The organism is Alteromonas sp. ABH4_452 (genome assembly GCF_056311825.1).
This window is the reverse complement of record NZ_CM149973.1, coordinates 4,376,512-4,391,855: the sequence shown is the minus strand read 5'-3', so window position 1 is coordinate 4,391,855 and position 15,344 is coordinate 4,376,512. Positions and strand designations below refer to the sequence as shown.

Annotated in this window: 18 protein-coding genes and 2 tRNA genes; 11 read left to right on the top strand and 9 right to left on the bottom strand. The window is 44.8% G+C overall.

Annotation, left to right across the window (positions count from 1 at the left end; all coding sequences use genetic code 11):
* Window positions 1-182 precede the first annotated feature (182 nt).
* The 5 genes from ACYX4N_RS18870 (at window position 183) to ACYX4N_RS18850 (ending at window position 4,414) form a co-directional block, all read left to right on the top strand.
* Complete coding sequence (locus tag ACYX4N_RS18870) at window positions 183-926, top strand: response regulator (RefSeq protein ID WP_476055127.1); 744 nt, start codon at window positions 183-185, stop codon at window positions 924-926.
* Window positions 926-2,284 carry an ATP-binding protein gene (locus tag ACYX4N_RS18865; protein WP_474853372.1) on the top strand — a complete coding sequence of 453 codons (1,359 nt, stop codon included), beginning with the start codon at window positions 926-928 and terminating at the stop codon, window positions 2,282-2,284. The genes ACYX4N_RS18870 and ACYX4N_RS18865 overlap by 1 nt, the downstream gene beginning before the upstream one ends.
* Before the next feature lie 66 nt (window positions 2,285-2,350).
* The gene (locus tag ACYX4N_RS18860) at window positions 2,351-3,319 is read left to right on the top strand and encodes an alpha/beta fold hydrolase (protein WP_476055126.1); all 969 of its coding nucleotides are present in this window, start codon (window positions 2,351-2,353) and stop codon (window positions 3,317-3,319) included.
* Between the two features lie 65 nt (window positions 3,320-3,384).
* Window positions 3,385-3,849, top strand: a complete 465-nt coding sequence (trmL, locus tag ACYX4N_RS18855; RefSeq protein WP_476055125.1) for a tRNA (uridine(34)/cytosine(34)/5-carboxymethylaminomethyluridine(34)-2'-O)-methyltransferase TrmL — start codon at window positions 3,385-3,387, stop codon at window positions 3,847-3,849.
* Between the two features lie 172 nt (window positions 3,850-4,021).
* Window positions 4,022-4,414 (top strand): NAD(FAD)-dependent dehydrogenase, encoded by a 393-nt coding sequence (locus tag ACYX4N_RS18850; RefSeq protein WP_476055123.1) that lies wholly within the window; start codon window positions 4,022-4,024, stop codon window positions 4,412-4,414.
* Between the two features lie 59 nt (window positions 4,415-4,473).
* Here ACYX4N_RS18850 and gpsA read toward each other — a convergent pair whose 3' ends face one another.
* The 4 genes from gpsA to ACYX4N_RS18830 all read right to left on the bottom strand — a co-directional run bounded on the left by gpsA (window position 4,474) and on the right by ACYX4N_RS18830 (window position 6,785).
* A complete protein-coding gene (gene gpsA / locus ACYX4N_RS18845) occupies window positions 4,474-5,505 on the bottom strand; it encodes an NAD(P)H-dependent glycerol-3-phosphate dehydrogenase (RefSeq protein ID WP_476055122.1) in 1,032 nt (343 codons plus the stop codon).
* Window positions 5,506-5,515: 10 nt separating this feature from the next.
* Window positions 5,516-6,025, bottom strand: a complete 510-nt coding sequence (secB, locus tag ACYX4N_RS18840) for a protein-export chaperone SecB (protein ID WP_476055121.1) — start codon at window positions 6,023-6,025, stop codon at window positions 5,516-5,518.
* Window positions 6,026-6,086: 61 nt separating this feature from the next.
* Entirely contained in the window at window positions 6,087-6,347 is a 261-nt protein-coding gene (gene grxC, locus ACYX4N_RS18835; RefSeq protein WP_476055119.1) for a glutaredoxin 3, read from the bottom strand.
* A 12-nt stretch (window positions 6,348-6,359) separates the two neighbouring features.
* Window positions 6,360-6,785: a rhodanese-like domain-containing protein gene (locus tag ACYX4N_RS18830; RefSeq protein ID WP_179982192.1), complete on the bottom strand. Its 426-nt coding sequence runs from the start codon at window positions 6,783-6,785 to the stop codon at window positions 6,360-6,362.
* Between the two features lie 265 nt (window positions 6,786-7,050).
* Between ACYX4N_RS18830 and ACYX4N_RS18825 the strand changes: the two genes are divergently transcribed.
* Window positions 7,051-8,214, top strand: coding sequence for a murein hydrolase activator EnvC family protein (locus ACYX4N_RS18825; protein WP_476055118.1), 1,164 nt, complete (start codon window positions 7,051-7,053; stop codon window positions 8,212-8,214).
* Between the two features lie 22 nt (window positions 8,215-8,236).
* On the opposite strand, the gene ACYX4N_RS18820 is transcribed toward ACYX4N_RS18825, so the two are convergent.
* Complete coding sequence (locus tag ACYX4N_RS18820) at window positions 8,237-8,575, bottom strand: hypothetical protein (RefSeq protein WP_476055117.1); 339 nt, start codon at window positions 8,573-8,575, stop codon at window positions 8,237-8,239.
* Window positions 8,576-8,828: 253 nt separating this feature from the next.
* Here ACYX4N_RS18820 and ACYX4N_RS18815 point away from each other — a divergent pair, with 253 nt between their 5' ends.
* Both ACYX4N_RS18815 and ACYX4N_RS18810 read left to right on the top strand, forming a co-directional pair.
* Entirely contained in the window at window positions 8,829-9,773 is a 945-nt protein-coding gene (locus ACYX4N_RS18815) for a divergent polysaccharide deacetylase family protein (RefSeq protein ID WP_476055116.1), read from the top strand.
* 158 nt (window positions 9,774-9,931) lie between these two features.
* Window positions 9,932-10,360, top strand: a complete 429-nt coding sequence (locus tag ACYX4N_RS18810; protein ID WP_474809026.1) for a MerC domain-containing protein — start codon at window positions 9,932-9,934, stop codon at window positions 10,358-10,360.
* Between the two features lie 92 nt (window positions 10,361-10,452).
* Here the strand turns inward: ACYX4N_RS18810 and ACYX4N_RS18805 are convergent, their stop codons facing one another.
* The 4 genes from ACYX4N_RS18805 to rsgA all read right to left on the bottom strand — a co-directional run bounded on the left by ACYX4N_RS18805 (window position 10,453) and on the right by rsgA (window position 14,343).
* Window positions 10,453-11,145, bottom strand: a complete 693-nt coding sequence (locus tag ACYX4N_RS18805; protein WP_476055115.1) for a glycerophosphodiester phosphodiesterase — start codon at window positions 11,143-11,145, stop codon at window positions 10,453-10,455.
* Window positions 11,146-11,177: 32 nt separating this feature from the next.
* A complete protein-coding gene (locus tag ACYX4N_RS18800; RefSeq protein ID WP_476055114.1) occupies window positions 11,178-12,053 on the bottom strand; it encodes a DMT family transporter in 876 nt (291 codons plus the stop codon).
* Between the two features lie 3 nt (window positions 12,054-12,056).
* Window positions 12,057-13,034, bottom strand: a complete 978-nt coding sequence (gene asd / locus ACYX4N_RS18795; protein ID WP_476055113.1) for an archaetidylserine decarboxylase — start codon at window positions 13,032-13,034, stop codon at window positions 12,057-12,059.
* 265 nt (window positions 13,035-13,299) lie between these two features.
* Window positions 13,300-14,343 (bottom strand): small ribosomal subunit biogenesis GTPase RsgA, encoded by a 1,044-nt coding sequence (gene rsgA / locus ACYX4N_RS18790; protein ID WP_476055112.1) that lies wholly within the window; start codon window positions 14,341-14,343, stop codon window positions 13,300-13,302.
* An 86-nt stretch (window positions 14,344-14,429) separates the two neighbouring features.
* Between rsgA and orn the strand changes: the two genes are divergently transcribed.
* The 3 genes from orn to ACYX4N_RS18775 all read left to right on the top strand — a co-directional run bounded on the left by orn (window position 14,430) and on the right by ACYX4N_RS18775 (window position 15,281).
* Window positions 14,430-14,975 (top strand): oligoribonuclease, encoded by a 546-nt coding sequence (orn, locus tag ACYX4N_RS18785; RefSeq protein ID WP_476055111.1) that lies wholly within the window; start codon window positions 14,430-14,432, stop codon window positions 14,973-14,975.
* Between the two features lie 101 nt (window positions 14,976-15,076).
* A tRNA-Gly gene (locus tag ACYX4N_RS18780) sits at window positions 15,077-15,152 on the top strand.
* 53 nt (window positions 15,153-15,205) lie between these two features.
* Window positions 15,206-15,281, top strand: a tRNA-Gly gene (locus tag ACYX4N_RS18775).
* The last annotated feature ends 63 nt before the right edge of the window (window positions 15,282-15,344 follow it).

Below are 15,344 nucleotides of genomic sequence, written 5' to 3'. Positions count from 1 at the left end.
TCCTAGCGTGCGCGTCTAAAAATGCAGTCAACGCAGTGTAAAGCTTATGTAAAGGTAATGCCGATTTGTGATTGTAAAGGTCTGAAAAGATATAGTACGCGTTTTGCCAGTGTTGTTTGTAAGCTCAAGGCGCAGCACCCCGAAAGCGTAGGTTGAGTTTTATCTAATTTACAGGCATTTTCATGAATCTAGCAGTTAAAGAGTTTAATACCATGAGTACAGATTTTCACTTGCAGTCTATCCTCGTTATTGATGATGACCTAGAGCTGACAGAAATGCTTTCCACGTATCTATCGGGTATGGGTTATCAGGTGCAAGTGCGCAACAATGGCGAAGAGGGGCTATCAGAAGCAATTTCTGGGCGTCATTACGATCTGATATTGCTTGATGTGATGATGCCTAAAATGGATGGGTTTGACGTATTGAAAAAGCTTCGAGCAAGTCACAGTACCCCTGTGCTTATGCTTACCGCGAGAGGCGATGACTACGACCGCATTTTGGGCCTCGAAATGGGAGCGGATGACTATCTACCTAAGCCCTTTAATCACAGGGAGCTCGTTGCGCGAATAAAAGCTATTGTTCGCCGTCATAATTTGTCATCAACGGGCGGAGCTGTTGAACAAGATTTATTTGTCAACGGGATCTTTTTAAGCCCTAGCAGTCAGCTGGCGAAAGTGGACGATGTCGAACTAACGCTTACCACAACGGAATTTTTAATTCTGCGACTGTTAATGCTCAATGCTGCTCAACGTGTTACGAAAGAAGAGATAAGCTTAAAGATACTAGGTAAGCCACTTCAGGCTTTTGATAGAAGTATCGATATGCACGTGAGTAACTTGCGCAAGAAAATCAGTGTAGTGGCCAGAGATGAAAAAATTAAAACCATCCGTGGTGTAGGGTATATGTTACTTGTTGGAAGCCACTAATGGTAAACCTGTTACGCAGTATAAGCCCAACCCGGGCCATTATGGGCCGATTGTTTCTTTGGTTTTGGGCAACATTCCTCGTTACCGCACTGTTGGCTATTTGGGGCAGTCGCCTTTTCTTTGAAGATCTTGAAATCGTGCCAATAAAGCCACGTGAAGTATCTGCCCTTAATCAAGTGGTGGAGAGCATTCAAAACGACCGTTTTCAAGATGCGCCATTACGCGGTGCGCTAGACCGCCATTCCAGAGCGGGAAGAGGTCGAGTGGTGGCTGTCGATACTACTGATAATCGTGTTATTTCAGGTGGTGGGCCACCGCTTCGTAATGAGGATCGAGAAGATTTACTCCGCTTAATGAGCCAAACATCACCCATAGCGGTTAAGCGAGGGGCGTTTAAAATTCTGGGCCCGGTTTTCTTTGAGCGCAACGGCACCCGATTTGCGCTTTTTTCAGTAAGATTGGAAATGCCTGAAAAGCAAACGCCTCCCGTCTTGCTGTTTCTTAGCATCGCATTGATCACCACCATATTATTGAGCTGGCTGTTTGCGAAATCACTCACTAACCCCATATTGCGAATCCAAAGCTCAGTGAAACGCATAGCAAACGGTGATTGGCAGGCGCGAGTAGGCAGAGCGGCTAAGCGTCAGGACGAGCTAGGGCAGCTTTCGCGCGACTTTAATAAAATGGCTGAGCAATTGGAGTCGATGTGGGGATCGCAAAAGCGATTGCTAGCCGATGTATCCCACGAACTTCGCTCACCGCTCGCGCGTTTGCAAATGGCGCTTGGTCTCGCCTATCAACAAAATGTAGATCCTGAAACGCTATCTCGGGTCGAGCGAGAGGCTGATCGCATGGAAGCGCTGGTAAGTCAGTTGCTTACACTAAGCCGTGCTGAAGCTGGCGAAGCAACGAAGGAAGAGCAATTGCTATCGCTAGTGCTCAACGATGTCTTTACCGATGCGAATTTTGAGGCAGCAAATAAAAACAAGCAGCTTAAAATTGATGACATTCCCACAAAGCGTGTAGTTGTCGACAGTATGATGCTCTGTCGCGCGGTTGAGAATGTTCTGCGCAATGCTATACGACATAGCGAGTTCTTAACCCATGTTTCTTTTAGCGAAGATGCGAAGCAATGGTGCATTCATATTACAGATGACGGTGAGGGACTGACTGTAGAGGAGTGCGAACGTATATTTTCACCTTTTTACCGCGCTACGCTTGCCAGAGAGCGAGAGTCAGGAGGTGTTGGGCTAGGTTTATCCATTGCAAAAGCTGCGGTTGAGTTGCATCATGGGCGCATTATCGCTGAACCTGTTGAGCGCGGTGGGCTGCGAGTAACTCTGTCATTCCCGAAGTAGTAACCTATACTTTGACAGTAGTATGTAGCTTCACAACGAGCGCAAATTGACCGTTATAGGGTATTTATGAACTGGACGTTCACGTCGGAAGAGAATTTAGCCAGCACCTTTGCCACTCACATCAACCCGTTTTGGCAGGAAAGTGTTACTGAAAGCCACTTCACCGGCAAAGATGATATAAAGGTGCGCTACGCCTACTGCATTCCTGAAACGCCGCGAGCAACTATCGTTATTTGTTCTGGGCGTATAGAGTCTTACTTAAAATACAAAGAATTTATTTACGACCTCTATCAAAATGGCTTTGCGGTTTTTATTCTTGATCACCGAGGGCAAGGCCTGTCAGACAGAATGACACGGGACCCCCAACACGGCTATGTTGCGCATTTCGATGACTATGTAGACGATTTCGTTGCCTTCGTTGAGTCTATCGTTAAGCCTATGCAACAAGGCCCTTTGTTGTTGGTTTGTCATTCGATGGGCGGCGCTATTGGTGCGCTTACGCTATTGCGTTTACCTAACTTATTTTCTAAAGCCGTGTTGGCTTCCCCCATGTTCGGGATTAAACCTTCATTGCCCAACTGGTTGGCGAACGGTTTAATTCGCACTGGTCTTGCGGTTAATAGAATGAAAAAAGCTGATGCAGGCTACTTTTTTGGGCAAACCCCGTATATCGCGTTTCCTTTTTCTTTGAATAAGCTTACCCATAGCAAATCCCGCTACGCATTGTTTCGTGAGCTTTATGATGAAGAGCAAGATATCCAGCTTGGGGGCGTAACGACTGAGTGGTTGGCCGCAGCCCATCAGGCCATGAATAGAATTGAAACTAGTGCGGGGGCAATCACTACCCCTTCACTAGTTTTAAGCGCAGACGATGACGCCATAATAGATAATAAGCGCCAACAGCGGGTGGCACACCTAATGCCAAATGCTGAGCTCGAAATTATACCAAGGGCTTATCATGAATTATTCACCGAGTCAGACGACATTCGCGAGCGCTCTCTTTCCAGAATTCTAGACTTCTTGATCGCAGAGTAGGTGATGAATTTCCGTGTTTCGTTGTAGAATACGTCGGTTATTAACAGTGAAGGTCGTTTAAAAACATGCTTGATGTCGTACTTTATCAGCCAGAGATCCCGCCAAATACGGGAAATATTATCCGTCTATGCGCAAACAGTGGGTTCACACTACATTTAATCGAGCCTTTAGGTTTTGAGTGGGACGACAAGCGAGTACGACGTGCAGGTTTAGATTATCATGAATTTGCTCACGTTAAGCGCCATGCAAACTTAGAAGCCTACCTTGAAGACGCGAAGCCGAACCGAGTATTCGCTTGTACAACAAAAGGCAAAGCGTTTCATAGCGATGTCTCGTATCAGAAAGGCGATGCGCTTATATTTGGCCCTGAAACCCGTGGTTTACCCGACGATTATATTCAATCCTTACCTCCAGAGCAGCGCATTCGCATTCCCATGTTGCCAGACAGTCGCAGCATGAACCTATCCAATGCCGTATCTGTCTTTGTATACGAAAGCTGGCGTCAGTTCGGCTACGAAGGTGCCCGATAGTAGAAAGTAGGCGAAAGCTGCCTCAAGATACACCTGTTAAAAACGCCCTGTAACAAGGGCTTTTTTTATGCCTAATGTAAAGACAGTGTAAAGCCCCTTAAAGTCAGTTTTCGTTCAGCTTCGCTCATTAGTATAGCCATTGAATATACACAAATGAGTTAGGAGTAGCATTATGAAAAGCATAACACTAAGTATCATTACCGGCGTTTGTTTACTAGTGGCCGGGCAGGCTAGCGCGCACTCAGTCCATCACTCTCATGGAAAAAGAGCCAAAACTGAAACAGTAACTGTTATCTCGCAGCCCGTCCGTTCTTTGGTTGACGTAGTCATTAGCGTGCCTGAGATTGGGGTATTCGTTAACGTGTTACCGAGCGCACATAGGGTTGAGGTTGTTGATAACCACCGCTATTACGTTGCGAATAACCACTACTATCGCAAACATGGAAACCACTATGTGGTCGTAGAGTCACCCTATAATAAGGTGAAAAAAGCTAAACGTTATAAACGCAGCCAATATAGCTACCAAGGCAACAAGAAAGTTATTGTAGTAAGGGAAGAGCGTTAATTATTGGGTCATGAATGATAAGGTCGTCAGCAAGAATTAAAGCGAAGCGTAATGAGAAATTACGCTTCGTTTTTCAAATCTCGACCAAGCAAGGCTAACGCCGCCTCTTTAGGCGATTTTCCGTGATAAAGTACAGCGTATATCTGTTCGCAAATAGGCATTTCTACACCCACTTTTTTAGATAATACATGTACTTCTTCTGTATTGCGGTAACCTTCAACAACCTGACCAATTTCTTCAATGGCAACATCTACACTCTTTCCTTGGCCCAATGCCAAGCCGAAGCGTCGATTACGCGACTGATTGTCAGTACAGGTTAATACTAAATCGCCAAGGCCTGCCATACCCATGAACGTCTCTGGATTGGCACCTAGCTTTACGCCCAAACGGGTAAGCTCTGCCAAGCCTCGGGTAATAAGGGCCGTACGCGCGTTTGCGCCAAAGCCTAGACCATCTGCTAAGCCCGCGCCTATAGCGATAACGTTTTTAACTGCGCCACCCAACTGCACACCAGTAAAATCTGAGTTTTTGTATACCCGAAAAGACTTTGCGCAATGAAGCTTTGCTGCAAACTCGTCACTTAAGGTATCGTCGGTAGAAGACAATGAAATTGCAGTAGGTAATCCCGCTACCATTTCTTTAGCGAAAGTAGGCCCGGATAAAACTGCTAAGGGATAATCTGTCCCTAGAATTTCTTCCGCCACATCGCGAAGCAAGCGCCCAGTCTTAGGTTCAAGCCCTTTAGTCGCCCAAATGATTCGTTGATGCGGTTTAAGCAATGGCTTCAAGCTTTGAAGCATAGCGGCAAATGCGTGACTAGGAACCACTACCAAGATGTCTCGGCTGGCAGCAACGACTTCTTCTAAGTTGGCATTTACAATAAGTGAATCGGGAAAAGTTGCGCCAGGAAGATATCGGCTGTTTTCTCGGTTCGCTTTCATTTCAGCAATGTGCTTTTCATCACGACCCCAAAGCAGTGTTGGGTTACCATTTCTGGCAAGACAAAAAGCAAGGGCGGTGCCATACGACCCCGCCCCCAATACTGAAACCGACTCAGAAACCAAGTTCGACTTCATGTTCACCTGCTCCATGGTCACCTAATTAGGCGTCCATTTTAGGCGCTTCGCCTTGCGCTTGTTGTGCACGTTTTTGCACATAAGCCGCAAAGATAGCGTCAAAGTTAACAGGCGCAAGGTTAAGTGGAGGGAAGGTACCACGGTTAACCAAGTTAGAAATAGTCTCACGCGCATATGGGAAAAGCATGTTCGGGCAGAACGAGCCTAGTGTGTGCGCTTTGTTTTGATCTGGCATTTCGCCGATAGCAAAAATACCTGCCTGTTGAACTTCACAAAGGAAGGCTGTTTCTTCACCTAGCGTTGCAGTAACGGTAACTGAAAGTACAACTTCAAACGTATTTTCTTCTAGCTTGTTAGTGCTAGTGTCGATGTCTAGTTTAATTTCTGGCTTCCACTCTTTAGTGAAAATAGCCGGTGCGTTTGGCGATTCAAAAGAAATATCTTTTGTGTAGATACGCTGAATATTGAACTGAGCACCTTGTTGCGCTTGTGCGCCTGCTGCTTCACCGTTGTTTGTCTGATTTTCGTCAGCCATGGTATTTCCTATTTAATTGTCGTTTTAGTTTAATGTAGTGCGTTGCCGTATGCGCTGACGCTTACGCTAAACCCAGCATTGGGTTTAGTTTGCTTTGTGCTTCCAAAGCCATCATATCGTCACAGCCACCAACGTGCTGATCGTCAATGAAAATTTGTGGGACAGTCCAGCCGCCATTTGCGCGTTCAATCATTTCGTCACGTAGCTCAGGCTTAACGTCTATTGGGTATTCGGTAAATTCTACACCTTTTTGCGTTAACAGTGCTTTTGCACGGTGGCAGTAAGGGCAATGCCCCTTGGTGTAAAGTTCTACTTTGCTCATAAAGGTTACCTGTTATTTAGAAACGGGAAGGCTGGCACTTTGCCACGCGTTCATTCCGCCTTTTAATACATTCACATTCGCGAAGCCGTCTTTTAGCATCGCATTTGCTGTACCACGAGCCTGATTACCCATAGCGCATACTACGATAATGGGTTTGTCTTTGCTGTTTTCAAGTTTCTTGAAGTTTTTCTCACGCACTTCTTCAGGTTTAATTTGTCTGGCTCCTAAAATGTGGCCAGCTTTAAACTCTTTTGCAGGTCGTGTGTCTAACACTATCGCATCATCTTTATTAATTAAAAGCGTTGCTTCGTGTGTGCTTAATTCTTTTACCGAAGATGTCCATGTACTGATATAGCTAAATATCAACATGGCAATCAGCGCAACCCAAATACCAGCAAGAATAATATTGTTGCTAGCAAATTCTATTAGTTGATCCATTACCTCTAACCCTGTCTACAGACCATGAAAAGAGTGCAAAGTATATAGAAAAATGGGCGAGAAACCAGCTTACCTTTCAGTTAGCTAAGAGACTTTCACCATGCTTTGATCTTAAATACTTTAGATGATTGATATTACGGATAAATTGCACTGGGCATATGGGAAGCCGTCAGATACACTGGATGTTGTTATTAATAGTGGTGGTGAAATACAGCTGGTCAGGCAGTTATCACCATTGCAAAAGTTGAGGTTTTAAGCGCACGTTATGTCAGCACGTTCATTTCTTTCAGTTATCGGATGCATAGTAGCTCTGGCTGTTATGCCAATTGGAAGTGATGCGTTAGCCCAAGACAGCGAAGCTAGTGCGCAAAGAGAAAAGTTAGCAAAGCTGCAGGCCGAACTGCGTGCGAGGCAGCAAGTGCTCGAAAACAATAAAGCCAGCGCAGAAGAGCTAAAAGCTGTGCTAAAGGCGTCAGAGCTTGATATAGCGAAAGTAGCAAAAGCGTTATCTACCACTGAACAAACGCTTAAAAGCGTTAAGCAAGAAGAAGCTACGCTAAAAGAAGAGCAAGATGCATTGAAAGTTGCTATTCGCAAACAGCAATCTTTACTGGCAAGTCAACTCAAAAGTGCCTTCATGGCTGGTCACTACGACTACGCTAAGATGCTTTTTTATCAAGATGATGCGCGTACTTTTGAGCGTGTTATTACCTACTATCAATACGTGGCGAAAGCGCGCCAAAACGAAATCGAAAGTTTTAGAAGTAATGTTGCAAGACTTGAAGACGTTACCGCCGAACTCAGTGAAAAAGCATTGTCGCTAGTCGCGCTTAAAGAGGAGCAGGAAGGCCAGCGGGCAGTGCTTATCACCCGGCAAGCCGACCGCAAAGCAACGCTTAAGAAAATAAATAAAACCATTGCTTCAGAAAACCAGCGAATTGCGTCTTTGCAGGCCGATGAGAAAGCGCTAAAAGGCGCCATAGAGGCAGCCCGCATTGCAGCAGAGCGGGCCGCGCGTGCCGCTGAGTTCAGCATGAATGGACTTGCTAAGCAAAAGGGTAAACTTCCCGCACCTGTGAAAGGCAAAATACGTCATTTGTTTGGTAGTCGCCGCCAAGGGCAGATTTCTTGGAAAGGTATTGTAATTGATGGTGCTGAGGGCGATCCAGTTAACAGCATTGCGCCCGGACGAGTATTGTATGCCGACTGGCTGCGTGGTTTTGGTTTGGTTGCCATCATCGACCATGGCGAGGGTTATATGAGTGTCTATGGACACAATCAAGCATTGCTGAAACAGTCGGGGGATGAGGTTCGGCAAGGGGAACGCATTGCTCTTGTGGGTCGAAGCGGTGGTCAGGAATATCCTAATCTTTACTTTGAAATTCGCCACAAAGGCAAAGCGCTAAACCCGAAAGCTTGGCTGGATTAAACCGTTAAAGTCACGATAAAATTTAGGCAGTAACTTCAAATGTTGCTGTATCGGGCAGTGGACGTTGAGGTTTACCTTCACCTAAACCAGCGAGTTCGCCGATTTGTTTTGCGTCAAAACCCGCACTGCTAAGTGCACTTTCTAATGCTTTTCCAGGCTCGATGCCTTCGCTTTTCAATTGTTCAACAATAGATGTTGCGTCTTCACTGGTTAGTGAATCAGCGTCATATTGCTCTAAAATCGATTGCAAAGCCTGTGTTTGCTCGTCAGTAAGTGATGTTTGCTGCCCTTTTGGTGGCGGTGGTGGAGTACTTGGTCTTAGTTGTTGTGCTGCTGAAGAATCATTAATACCTGAAATCATAGTGAAACCTTAAATGCTGGGTGGTCGTTAACCATAAAGTATCGACCTATCACTGATTTTTTTAGTGCGTAGCACCAGATTTACGCAACATTTACCTCCCTTTACAAAGGTTGTTCATGATTCACCTGTAATAAGACGGTAATAAAAAACTAGTTTTGTTGAAAGTACGCTTGTTGTTGGTATGCTTAACGTCAAAGTGAATACATTCACACAGTGCGCTTAATAATAATGATGAAAAACGGATGTGATCTAGATGCTTTTGCGTCTGCTAATGCCTTGTATAATCTTTGTTTTATGCGGGCTAATTAGCCCTAAAGTAAACGCAAAGTCAGACATAATAATAATATTAGATGACCTGGGATACAGGCCGTCCGATATCGCTGCTTTTTCTCTCCCTAAAGAAATCACGTTCTCCATACTTCCACAAACTCCATTGGCATCTGAAATTGCGTACCGTGCTGAGCAAGAGGGCAGGGCGGTAATGCTTCATATGCCTATGCAAGCCCAAAATGGTAAAAACATGGGGCCGCTTGGATTAACCACGGATATGTTTGCCGGGGCTATTACTTATAATTTGCGCAAAGCGATGAAAAGTGTGCCAAACGCAGTAGGCGTAAACAACCACATGGGCAGTGCCTTTACCGGTCAGCAAGAAGGAATGGAAGCGCTGTTAAAAGAGGTAAAGCGCCAAGGTCTCTTCTTTGTAGATAGCAGAACTACTGTGCTAACTAAAGGTGAAGAAATTGCGCAGCGTTTGGGTGTACCCAGTACAAGCAGGCAAATATTTCTCGACCACAAACTAGAGCCGTCGTTCTTGTTGAAGCAGTTTAATCATATGAAACGCATCGCTCAAAAGAATGGGCACGTTGTAGTGATTGGTCACCCTCATCCTGAAACGGTCGAGTTCTTGAAAACCCATTTACCCTCTCTTGAAAAAGAGGGTTTTACCCTTACTTCCGTAGCCGACTATTTTTCTTACGCACCTAAAGTGGCTAAACAGTTTGGTAAAGAACGGAGCCAAACAGCTCAGCTTACTCGTACAGGTGTAAACAAAACAGGCTTTGAAATAAGTGAGCAGGATAGGTTTGTTAGCAGTGAGTTTGTGCAGAGTTCCTCATATAAAGAGATAACTGAATTCAAAGAGAATACTGAATCTAAAGAGGTTACGGAACGCTCGACTACGGCGCCTAACGAGTAAAATCCTCGCCTTTTTTCTTACTTAATTAGTCTATTTTCATCTCAATAAGATCAAAATTTAATGTGGGAACGTTTCTCATTTTCGTGAGTCTGTTATAATATAACGTCTATGGCGAATAATTCGCGTATACATTTTCAAGCACGGTGGTAATTAGAGTAATGACTCCAATTGACGAGAATCCAACAAAACTAGACAAACTTGGCATCTGGGTGTCGAGCTTGTGTGCGCTGCATTGCCTTGCGCTACCTGTTTTGGTGCCTCTGTTACCGCTTATCGGTTCTAGCTTTTTTGCCCAAGTATGGTTTGAAAGAACTATTTTGACGTTCTCACTGATTGTTGGGGCGGTAGCCTTGATTAGCGGTGCCATTCGCTACCACGGCAAATATTACCCGCTGGCACTACTGTTTACTGGTGGCGCAATTTACTGGCATAAAGATATTTTTGGGCATCATTACGAACCATTTACTATTGCGGTAGGGGCAGGGTTAATTGTAGCGGGTCACTGGATCAATATGCGCCTGTGTCGACAGTGTAAGTGCTGCAAAAACACAGTGTTTTCAGACCATCTATCTACTGAATTTAAGTAGCTAGTAAAACAGAGTTTTAAGAAACGAGCCAATGGCTCGTTTTTTTGTATCTGGTGTTTTTAAAAGAACATAGCCTCAAGAAAATACGTGATCTAATCAGATAGTGTATTAAATGCTACATTTGGCAGATTAGTAAATATGCCGGTTACCCCCCACTCTTTAAGCATTAGCATATCTCTAGGTTCGTCCACTGTATAAACGAAAACATCAAAGCCTTCCTGCAGCGCAGTTTGTACGAACAGCTTATTAACCGCGTCTAGCGCAATATTTACCGAGTAAGCACTAAGGGCCCTTGCGCTTGCCGTGCAGTCTAGTTCATAGCTTGCGGTTAAAGCGCCAATTTTTACTTCCGGCCACAGGTGTGCAATCGCTTTAAGCCAATGGTGATTAAATGAAGAGATAAGTAGCTTGTTAACATTAACGCCGCTTTGCTGCACCGCCGCTCTAACATCTTTTACCCAGCTATCTACGTCATGCAAGTGCTTAATTTCAATGTTGCACCACTTATCATTTGGAACACATGCCAAGGTCTCGGAAAGTGAAGGTATGCGTTCTCCATCGCCAATGTCCATTTGTTTGAGGGATTGCCACGGCGTATCTAACAAATAACCTGTCTCGCGGGCTCTACGTGTAAGGGTTCTATCGTGAAAAACAATAATGCCGCTTTCGTGTTGATAAGTATCAAACTCAATGCCGTCGGCATCTTGCTCGAAGGCCAATTTAAACGCTTTTAGTGTATTTTCTGGGGCGGCTTTACTGGCGCCTCGGTGGGCAAAAATTAGCATCGACATTCCTTCCTTAAATTTCAGCGCGAATGTTACTTATCGTTCGCGCTGTGTAACTTATGGGTGTTAAGCGTTTCATAGACTGACGCCGACGTTATAAGAATGCCGCCTAGCAATGCGCTTAAACCGGGCTTTTCATTAAGCAAAATTATGGCAAGAAAGACACCGTAAAGCGGCTGCATGCAGGCAATAAGTGAAAATGTCTTTGCCCGCAAGTGACGTAGACTCGCCGCAATTAAAGCATGGGGAAGCGCGGTAAATACTGTGCCTAAAAGCAACAGCATTAGCCAAGAGCTCGTTGACGCCGAAGCTATTTCCGCACTGCCTACCGGCAACATCAGAATGCTGATAACCAAGGTCTGCCACGCCATGGCCTGTGCACCCGTATAGTGCTTAAAATGCTTACGGTGAATTAGGTTTCTAAATGAATACAAGATGGCAGAAGCAATACCGATGAGCACCCCAAGGGTAACGTCATTTTCCAACGATGTTTCAGGCACAATTAAATAAACACCAATGACTACGGTTAACGTAGATACAATGTCCTGCCACACCAGCCTAACCCGTTCGAAAAAAGGTTCAATAAGCACTGTGATAACGGGAAATGTGAATAGCGCAATCATGCCCACAGATACGCCAGCATATTGCATTGCGGCAAAATAGGTAACCCAATGTAGCGCCATTAAAAGCCCTAGACCAAGAGCGACGCCATAATCTTTTCTGGAATTTAGCTTTATTTTATTTCCGGCCAGTTTCAAAAATGCCAGCAGGGCGATGCAAGCAAATACTGAACGCACCAAGGTAATGTCACTGGCACTAAGTGGTACAAGCCTAGAGAAAAGGGCTGTACCACCTAACAAAATGACCGTGAGATGAAGCGAAATCAGGCTTTTTTTAACAGCATCCATAAACTAGCTGTCAGCGCCCTCAGATGGTGTTTCTTTTTTTGTATCACCTGCATCGTCATCGAACTCATCGCTACTTTGCTCAGGCTCAGACGAAGCAAGGTCTTGGGAAACTATCTCTTGTGAAGATAGTTTTGAAGCCATAGGCTCACCTAGGCGAGTAACCATACCTGGGGCAATATCTTCAAAGTTGATCATGTCTTTTTCAAAACATACCACAATGGTAGAGCCCAGTTTGAATCGGCCAAGTTCGGCACCTTTTTCAAGGAAAACAGACGCTTCTGTGTCTTTTTCATATGACCAGTGCTGAACGTTTTTACCTGCAGGTGGCGTAACTGTGCCTGCCCAAACGGTCTCAATACTGGCCACAATAGTTGCGCCTACTAATACCATAGCCATTTTGCCTACAGGCGTATCAAACAGCGCCACTACACGTTCGTTACGTGCAAATAGCCCAGGTATATTTTGTGCCGTAAGCGGATTGACTGAAAACAATTCGCCTGGCACATACAGCATATCAGTTAATGTGCCCTCAACTGGCATATGAATTCTGTGATAATCGCGTGGGGCAAGGTAAATAGTAGCAAATTTACCATTTTTAAATGGTGCTGCTACTTCAGGCTTTCCGCCTAACAAGGTAGTTAAGCTAAAGTCGTGACCTTTGGCTTGGAAGATACTGTCGCTATGAATATCGCCAAACTGACTTACCGTACCGTCAACGGCGTGGATCAGTACGTCCTCGTTTTCATCGATGGTACGTGCTTCAGGTTTAAGAGGGCGCGTGAAAAACTTATTGAAGCTTCGGTAATGCTCGGGCTTTTCATGCAGCGCTTCAGTCATATCAACATTGTATTGTTTGATAAACAGCTTGATGAAAAAGGTGGTTACGCTACCCATTTCTGCTTCTGCAAGTTTGCCCACAAGGCGTGAAAGCAGGTGCTTGGGTGTAACGTATTGTAAATTAACTTTAAGCCAATCTAACACAAAATATCTCCGTTTCTTTTATGCAAGCAATAACGCATTGCATAGATAGCGTTATTGTATAGTAAGTTGTGGTAGTAAGAGCAACTTTAGGGTTATGAGTGCTTACACAAAAGCATAAGCATATGGTTCACACTGCAACATTTTCTTTACTGGTTTAGCCTCGCTACTCAATGCCAGTAAGCTCAATGTTAGTAATAAATGATGTGCTTTTAAGACGCTTCTGCAGGTTCGGCGTTTCAGCAACGTCAAAACCCTAGGGCAGTTGCTATGCCCCAGGTGGCTGACTATGGCTAGGACGCTGCTCTTCCATAGTCGTCAAAATTTTATGGTAGCTATCGAAGCGTTCAGCGCTAATTTTTCCTTCTTCTACAGCTTCTCTTAATAAGCAGCCGGGGTCATTTAAGTGCTTGCAGTCTCTGAATTTGCAGCCGCCCAAATAATCTCTGAACTCAATAAAACCCCATGTAATTCTCTCGGTAGGAATATGCCACAGGCCAAATTCACGTACCCCTGGAGAATCAATTAAATCCCCCCCAGCCGGTAAATGAAGCAGTTTAGCCGCTGTGGTTGTGTGTTGCCCCAGCCCTGAGTTATCTGAAATGTCACCGGTTAACTCATCCGCGTCTGGCAAAACTTGGTTAATAAGGCTCGATTTACCAACGCCCGACTGCCCTACGAAAACGCTGATATTATCGTTAAGGTATTTATTGAGTGTGTTGATTCCTTCGCCAGTTTTACAGCTAGTGAACAGTACTTCGTAGCCCAGTTTTTCGTAAGTTTTAAGCTGCTCTGCAACGTTTTCGCGCTCTTCATCGCTAAGCAACTCGACTTTGTTGAGTACAATCAGGGGCGTAATGCCGATATCTTCACAGGCTACGATATAGCGGTCGATAATATTCAGTGAAAGAGTAGGTAATATAGCGCTGACCACAATGATTCGGTCGATATTTGCCGCAATGGGCTTAATGCCGTCGTAATAATCTGGGCGTGTAAGTACCGAATGTCTGTCTTTTACTATTTCAATAACACCCCTTACACCCGACTCAGCTTCATCTCCTTTGCTGAAAAACACCTTGTCTCCGCACACTACAGAGTCAACGGTTCGGCGAATGTGACAGCGGGATACGTCGCCACTGGCATCTTCAACGTCAGCGTGCTTACCGAAACGGCCAATCACAGTGCCGCTTTCTAACGTGCTTTCATCTAGGTTGGCTGCGCCTTTAGTGGCGTGCTTTTCACGCAAGCGTTTGCTTCTGTTAGCTGCAACTTGTCGTTTCTGTCGTTGTGTAAGTTTTGGTTTTTTCGCCACGATTCTTTTCTAGTTTCACGTATACTATGTCAATAATACCGTTTGTAGGGCATGGTTGCCATGCCTGTAGCGCAAAGAGGAAAGTAATGAGTAAACACGACAGTAACCTTGTTTGGATAGACATGGAAATGACAGGGTTAGATCCTGAAACCTGTGTAGTAATGGAAATTGCTACAATAGTTACCGATGCACAGCTGAATATTTTGGCAGAAGGCCCTGTGATTGCAGTACATCAAAACGATGACGTGTTAGACAATATGGACGAGTGGTGCACACGCGTTCACGGGGAAAGTGGATTAACTACGCGCTGTCGAGAAAGTAAAATAAGTGTAGAAGAAGCGTCTGCACAAACCATTGCCTTTTTAGAGCAGTGGGTAGATGCAGGTAAATCGCCGCTGTGTGGAAACACCATTGGGCAAGACAGACGCTTTATGGTTAAGTACATGCCCGAGCTTGAAGCTTACTTCCACTATAGAAATATTGATGTAAGTACAATAAAAGAGCTAACGCGCCGCTGGAAGCCTGAAATATTAAATGGTTTTGAAAAGAAAGGCGTACACTTAGCCTTAGATGATATTCGCGAGTCTATTGAAGAAATGCGCTATTATCGAGAGAAAGTGTTTACGATTTAAGCATTCGAACATCGAGGTGCAAAAAAAGTAGAATTAAAGGTTGCGTTACCCCAAAATTTTTGTAAAATGCGCACCACTTCAAACGAAGTACCTCTTTTGTTGCGGGAATAGCTCAGTTGGTAGAGCACGACCTTGCCAAGGTCGGGGTCGCGAGTTCGAATCTCGTTTCCCGCTCCAAATTTTAATCTAGGTCTCTAGATTGCCTATAAGATGCACAGCATCGACTCTATGCGGGAATAGCTCAGTTGGTAGAGCACGACCTTGCCAAGGTCGGGGTCGCGAGTTCGAATCTCGTTTCCCGCTCCAAATTTTCAAACATCACAAAAATTTAAACATTTGCAGATGTATCAATGCGACCCCTTGAAGGGC

What these genes read in the sequence shown, in the direction of transcription:
- ACYX4N_RS18800 (WP_476055114.1), bottom strand. Translation starts at nt 12,053, where the DNA reads ATGGATGCTGTTAAAAAAAGCCTGATTTCGCTTCATCTCACGGTCATT.
- ACYX4N_RS18825 (WP_476055118.1), top strand. Translation starts at nt 7,051, where the DNA reads ATGTCAGCACGTTCATTTCTTTCAGTTATCGGATGCATAGTAGCTCTG.
- ACYX4N_RS18810 (WP_474809026.1), top strand. Translation starts at nt 9,932, where the DNA reads ATGACTCCAATTGACGAGAATCCAACAAAACTAGACAAACTTGGCATC.
- trmL (WP_476055125.1), top strand. Translation starts at nt 3,385, where the DNA reads ATGCTTGATGTCGTACTTTATCAGCCAGAGATCCCGCCAAATACGGGA.
- ACYX4N_RS18830 (WP_179982192.1), bottom strand. Translation starts at nt 6,785, where the DNA reads ATGGATCAACTAATAGAATTTGCTAGCAACAATATTATTCTTGCTGGT.
- ACYX4N_RS18870 (WP_476055127.1), top strand. Translation starts at nt 183, where the DNA reads ATGAATCTAGCAGTTAAAGAGTTTAATACCATGAGTACAGATTTTCAC.
- orn (WP_476055111.1), top strand. Translation starts at nt 14,430, where the DNA reads ATGAGTAAACACGACAGTAACCTTGTTTGGATAGACATGGAAATGACA.
- ACYX4N_RS18865 (WP_474853372.1), top strand. Translation starts at nt 926, where the DNA reads ATGGTAAACCTGTTACGCAGTATAAGCCCAACCCGGGCCATTATGGGC.
- ACYX4N_RS18815 (WP_476055116.1), top strand. Translation starts at nt 8,829, where the DNA reads ATGCTTTTGCGTCTGCTAATGCCTTGTATAATCTTTGTTTTATGCGGG.
- ACYX4N_RS18805 (WP_476055115.1), bottom strand. Translation starts at nt 11,145, where the DNA reads ATGCTAATTTTTGCCCACCGAGGCGCCAGTAAAGCCGCCCCAGAAAAT.
- gpsA (WP_476055122.1), bottom strand. Translation starts at nt 5,505, where the DNA reads ATGGAGCAGGTGAACATGAAGTCGAACTTGGTTTCTGAGTCGGTTTCA.
- ACYX4N_RS18820 (WP_476055117.1), bottom strand. Translation starts at nt 8,575, where the DNA reads ATGATTTCAGGTATTAATGATTCTTCAGCAGCACAACAACTAAGACCA.
- ACYX4N_RS18860 (WP_476055126.1), top strand. Translation starts at nt 2,351, where the DNA reads ATGAACTGGACGTTCACGTCGGAAGAGAATTTAGCCAGCACCTTTGCC.
- secB (WP_476055121.1), bottom strand. Translation starts at nt 6,025, where the DNA reads ATGGCTGACGAAAATCAGACAAACAACGGTGAAGCAGCAGGCGCACAA.
- ACYX4N_RS18850 (WP_476055123.1), top strand. Translation starts at nt 4,022, where the DNA reads ATGAAAAGCATAACACTAAGTATCATTACCGGCGTTTGTTTACTAGTG.
- grxC (WP_476055119.1), bottom strand. Translation starts at nt 6,347, where the DNA reads ATGAGCAAAGTAGAACTTTACACCAAGGGGCATTGCCCTTACTGCCAC.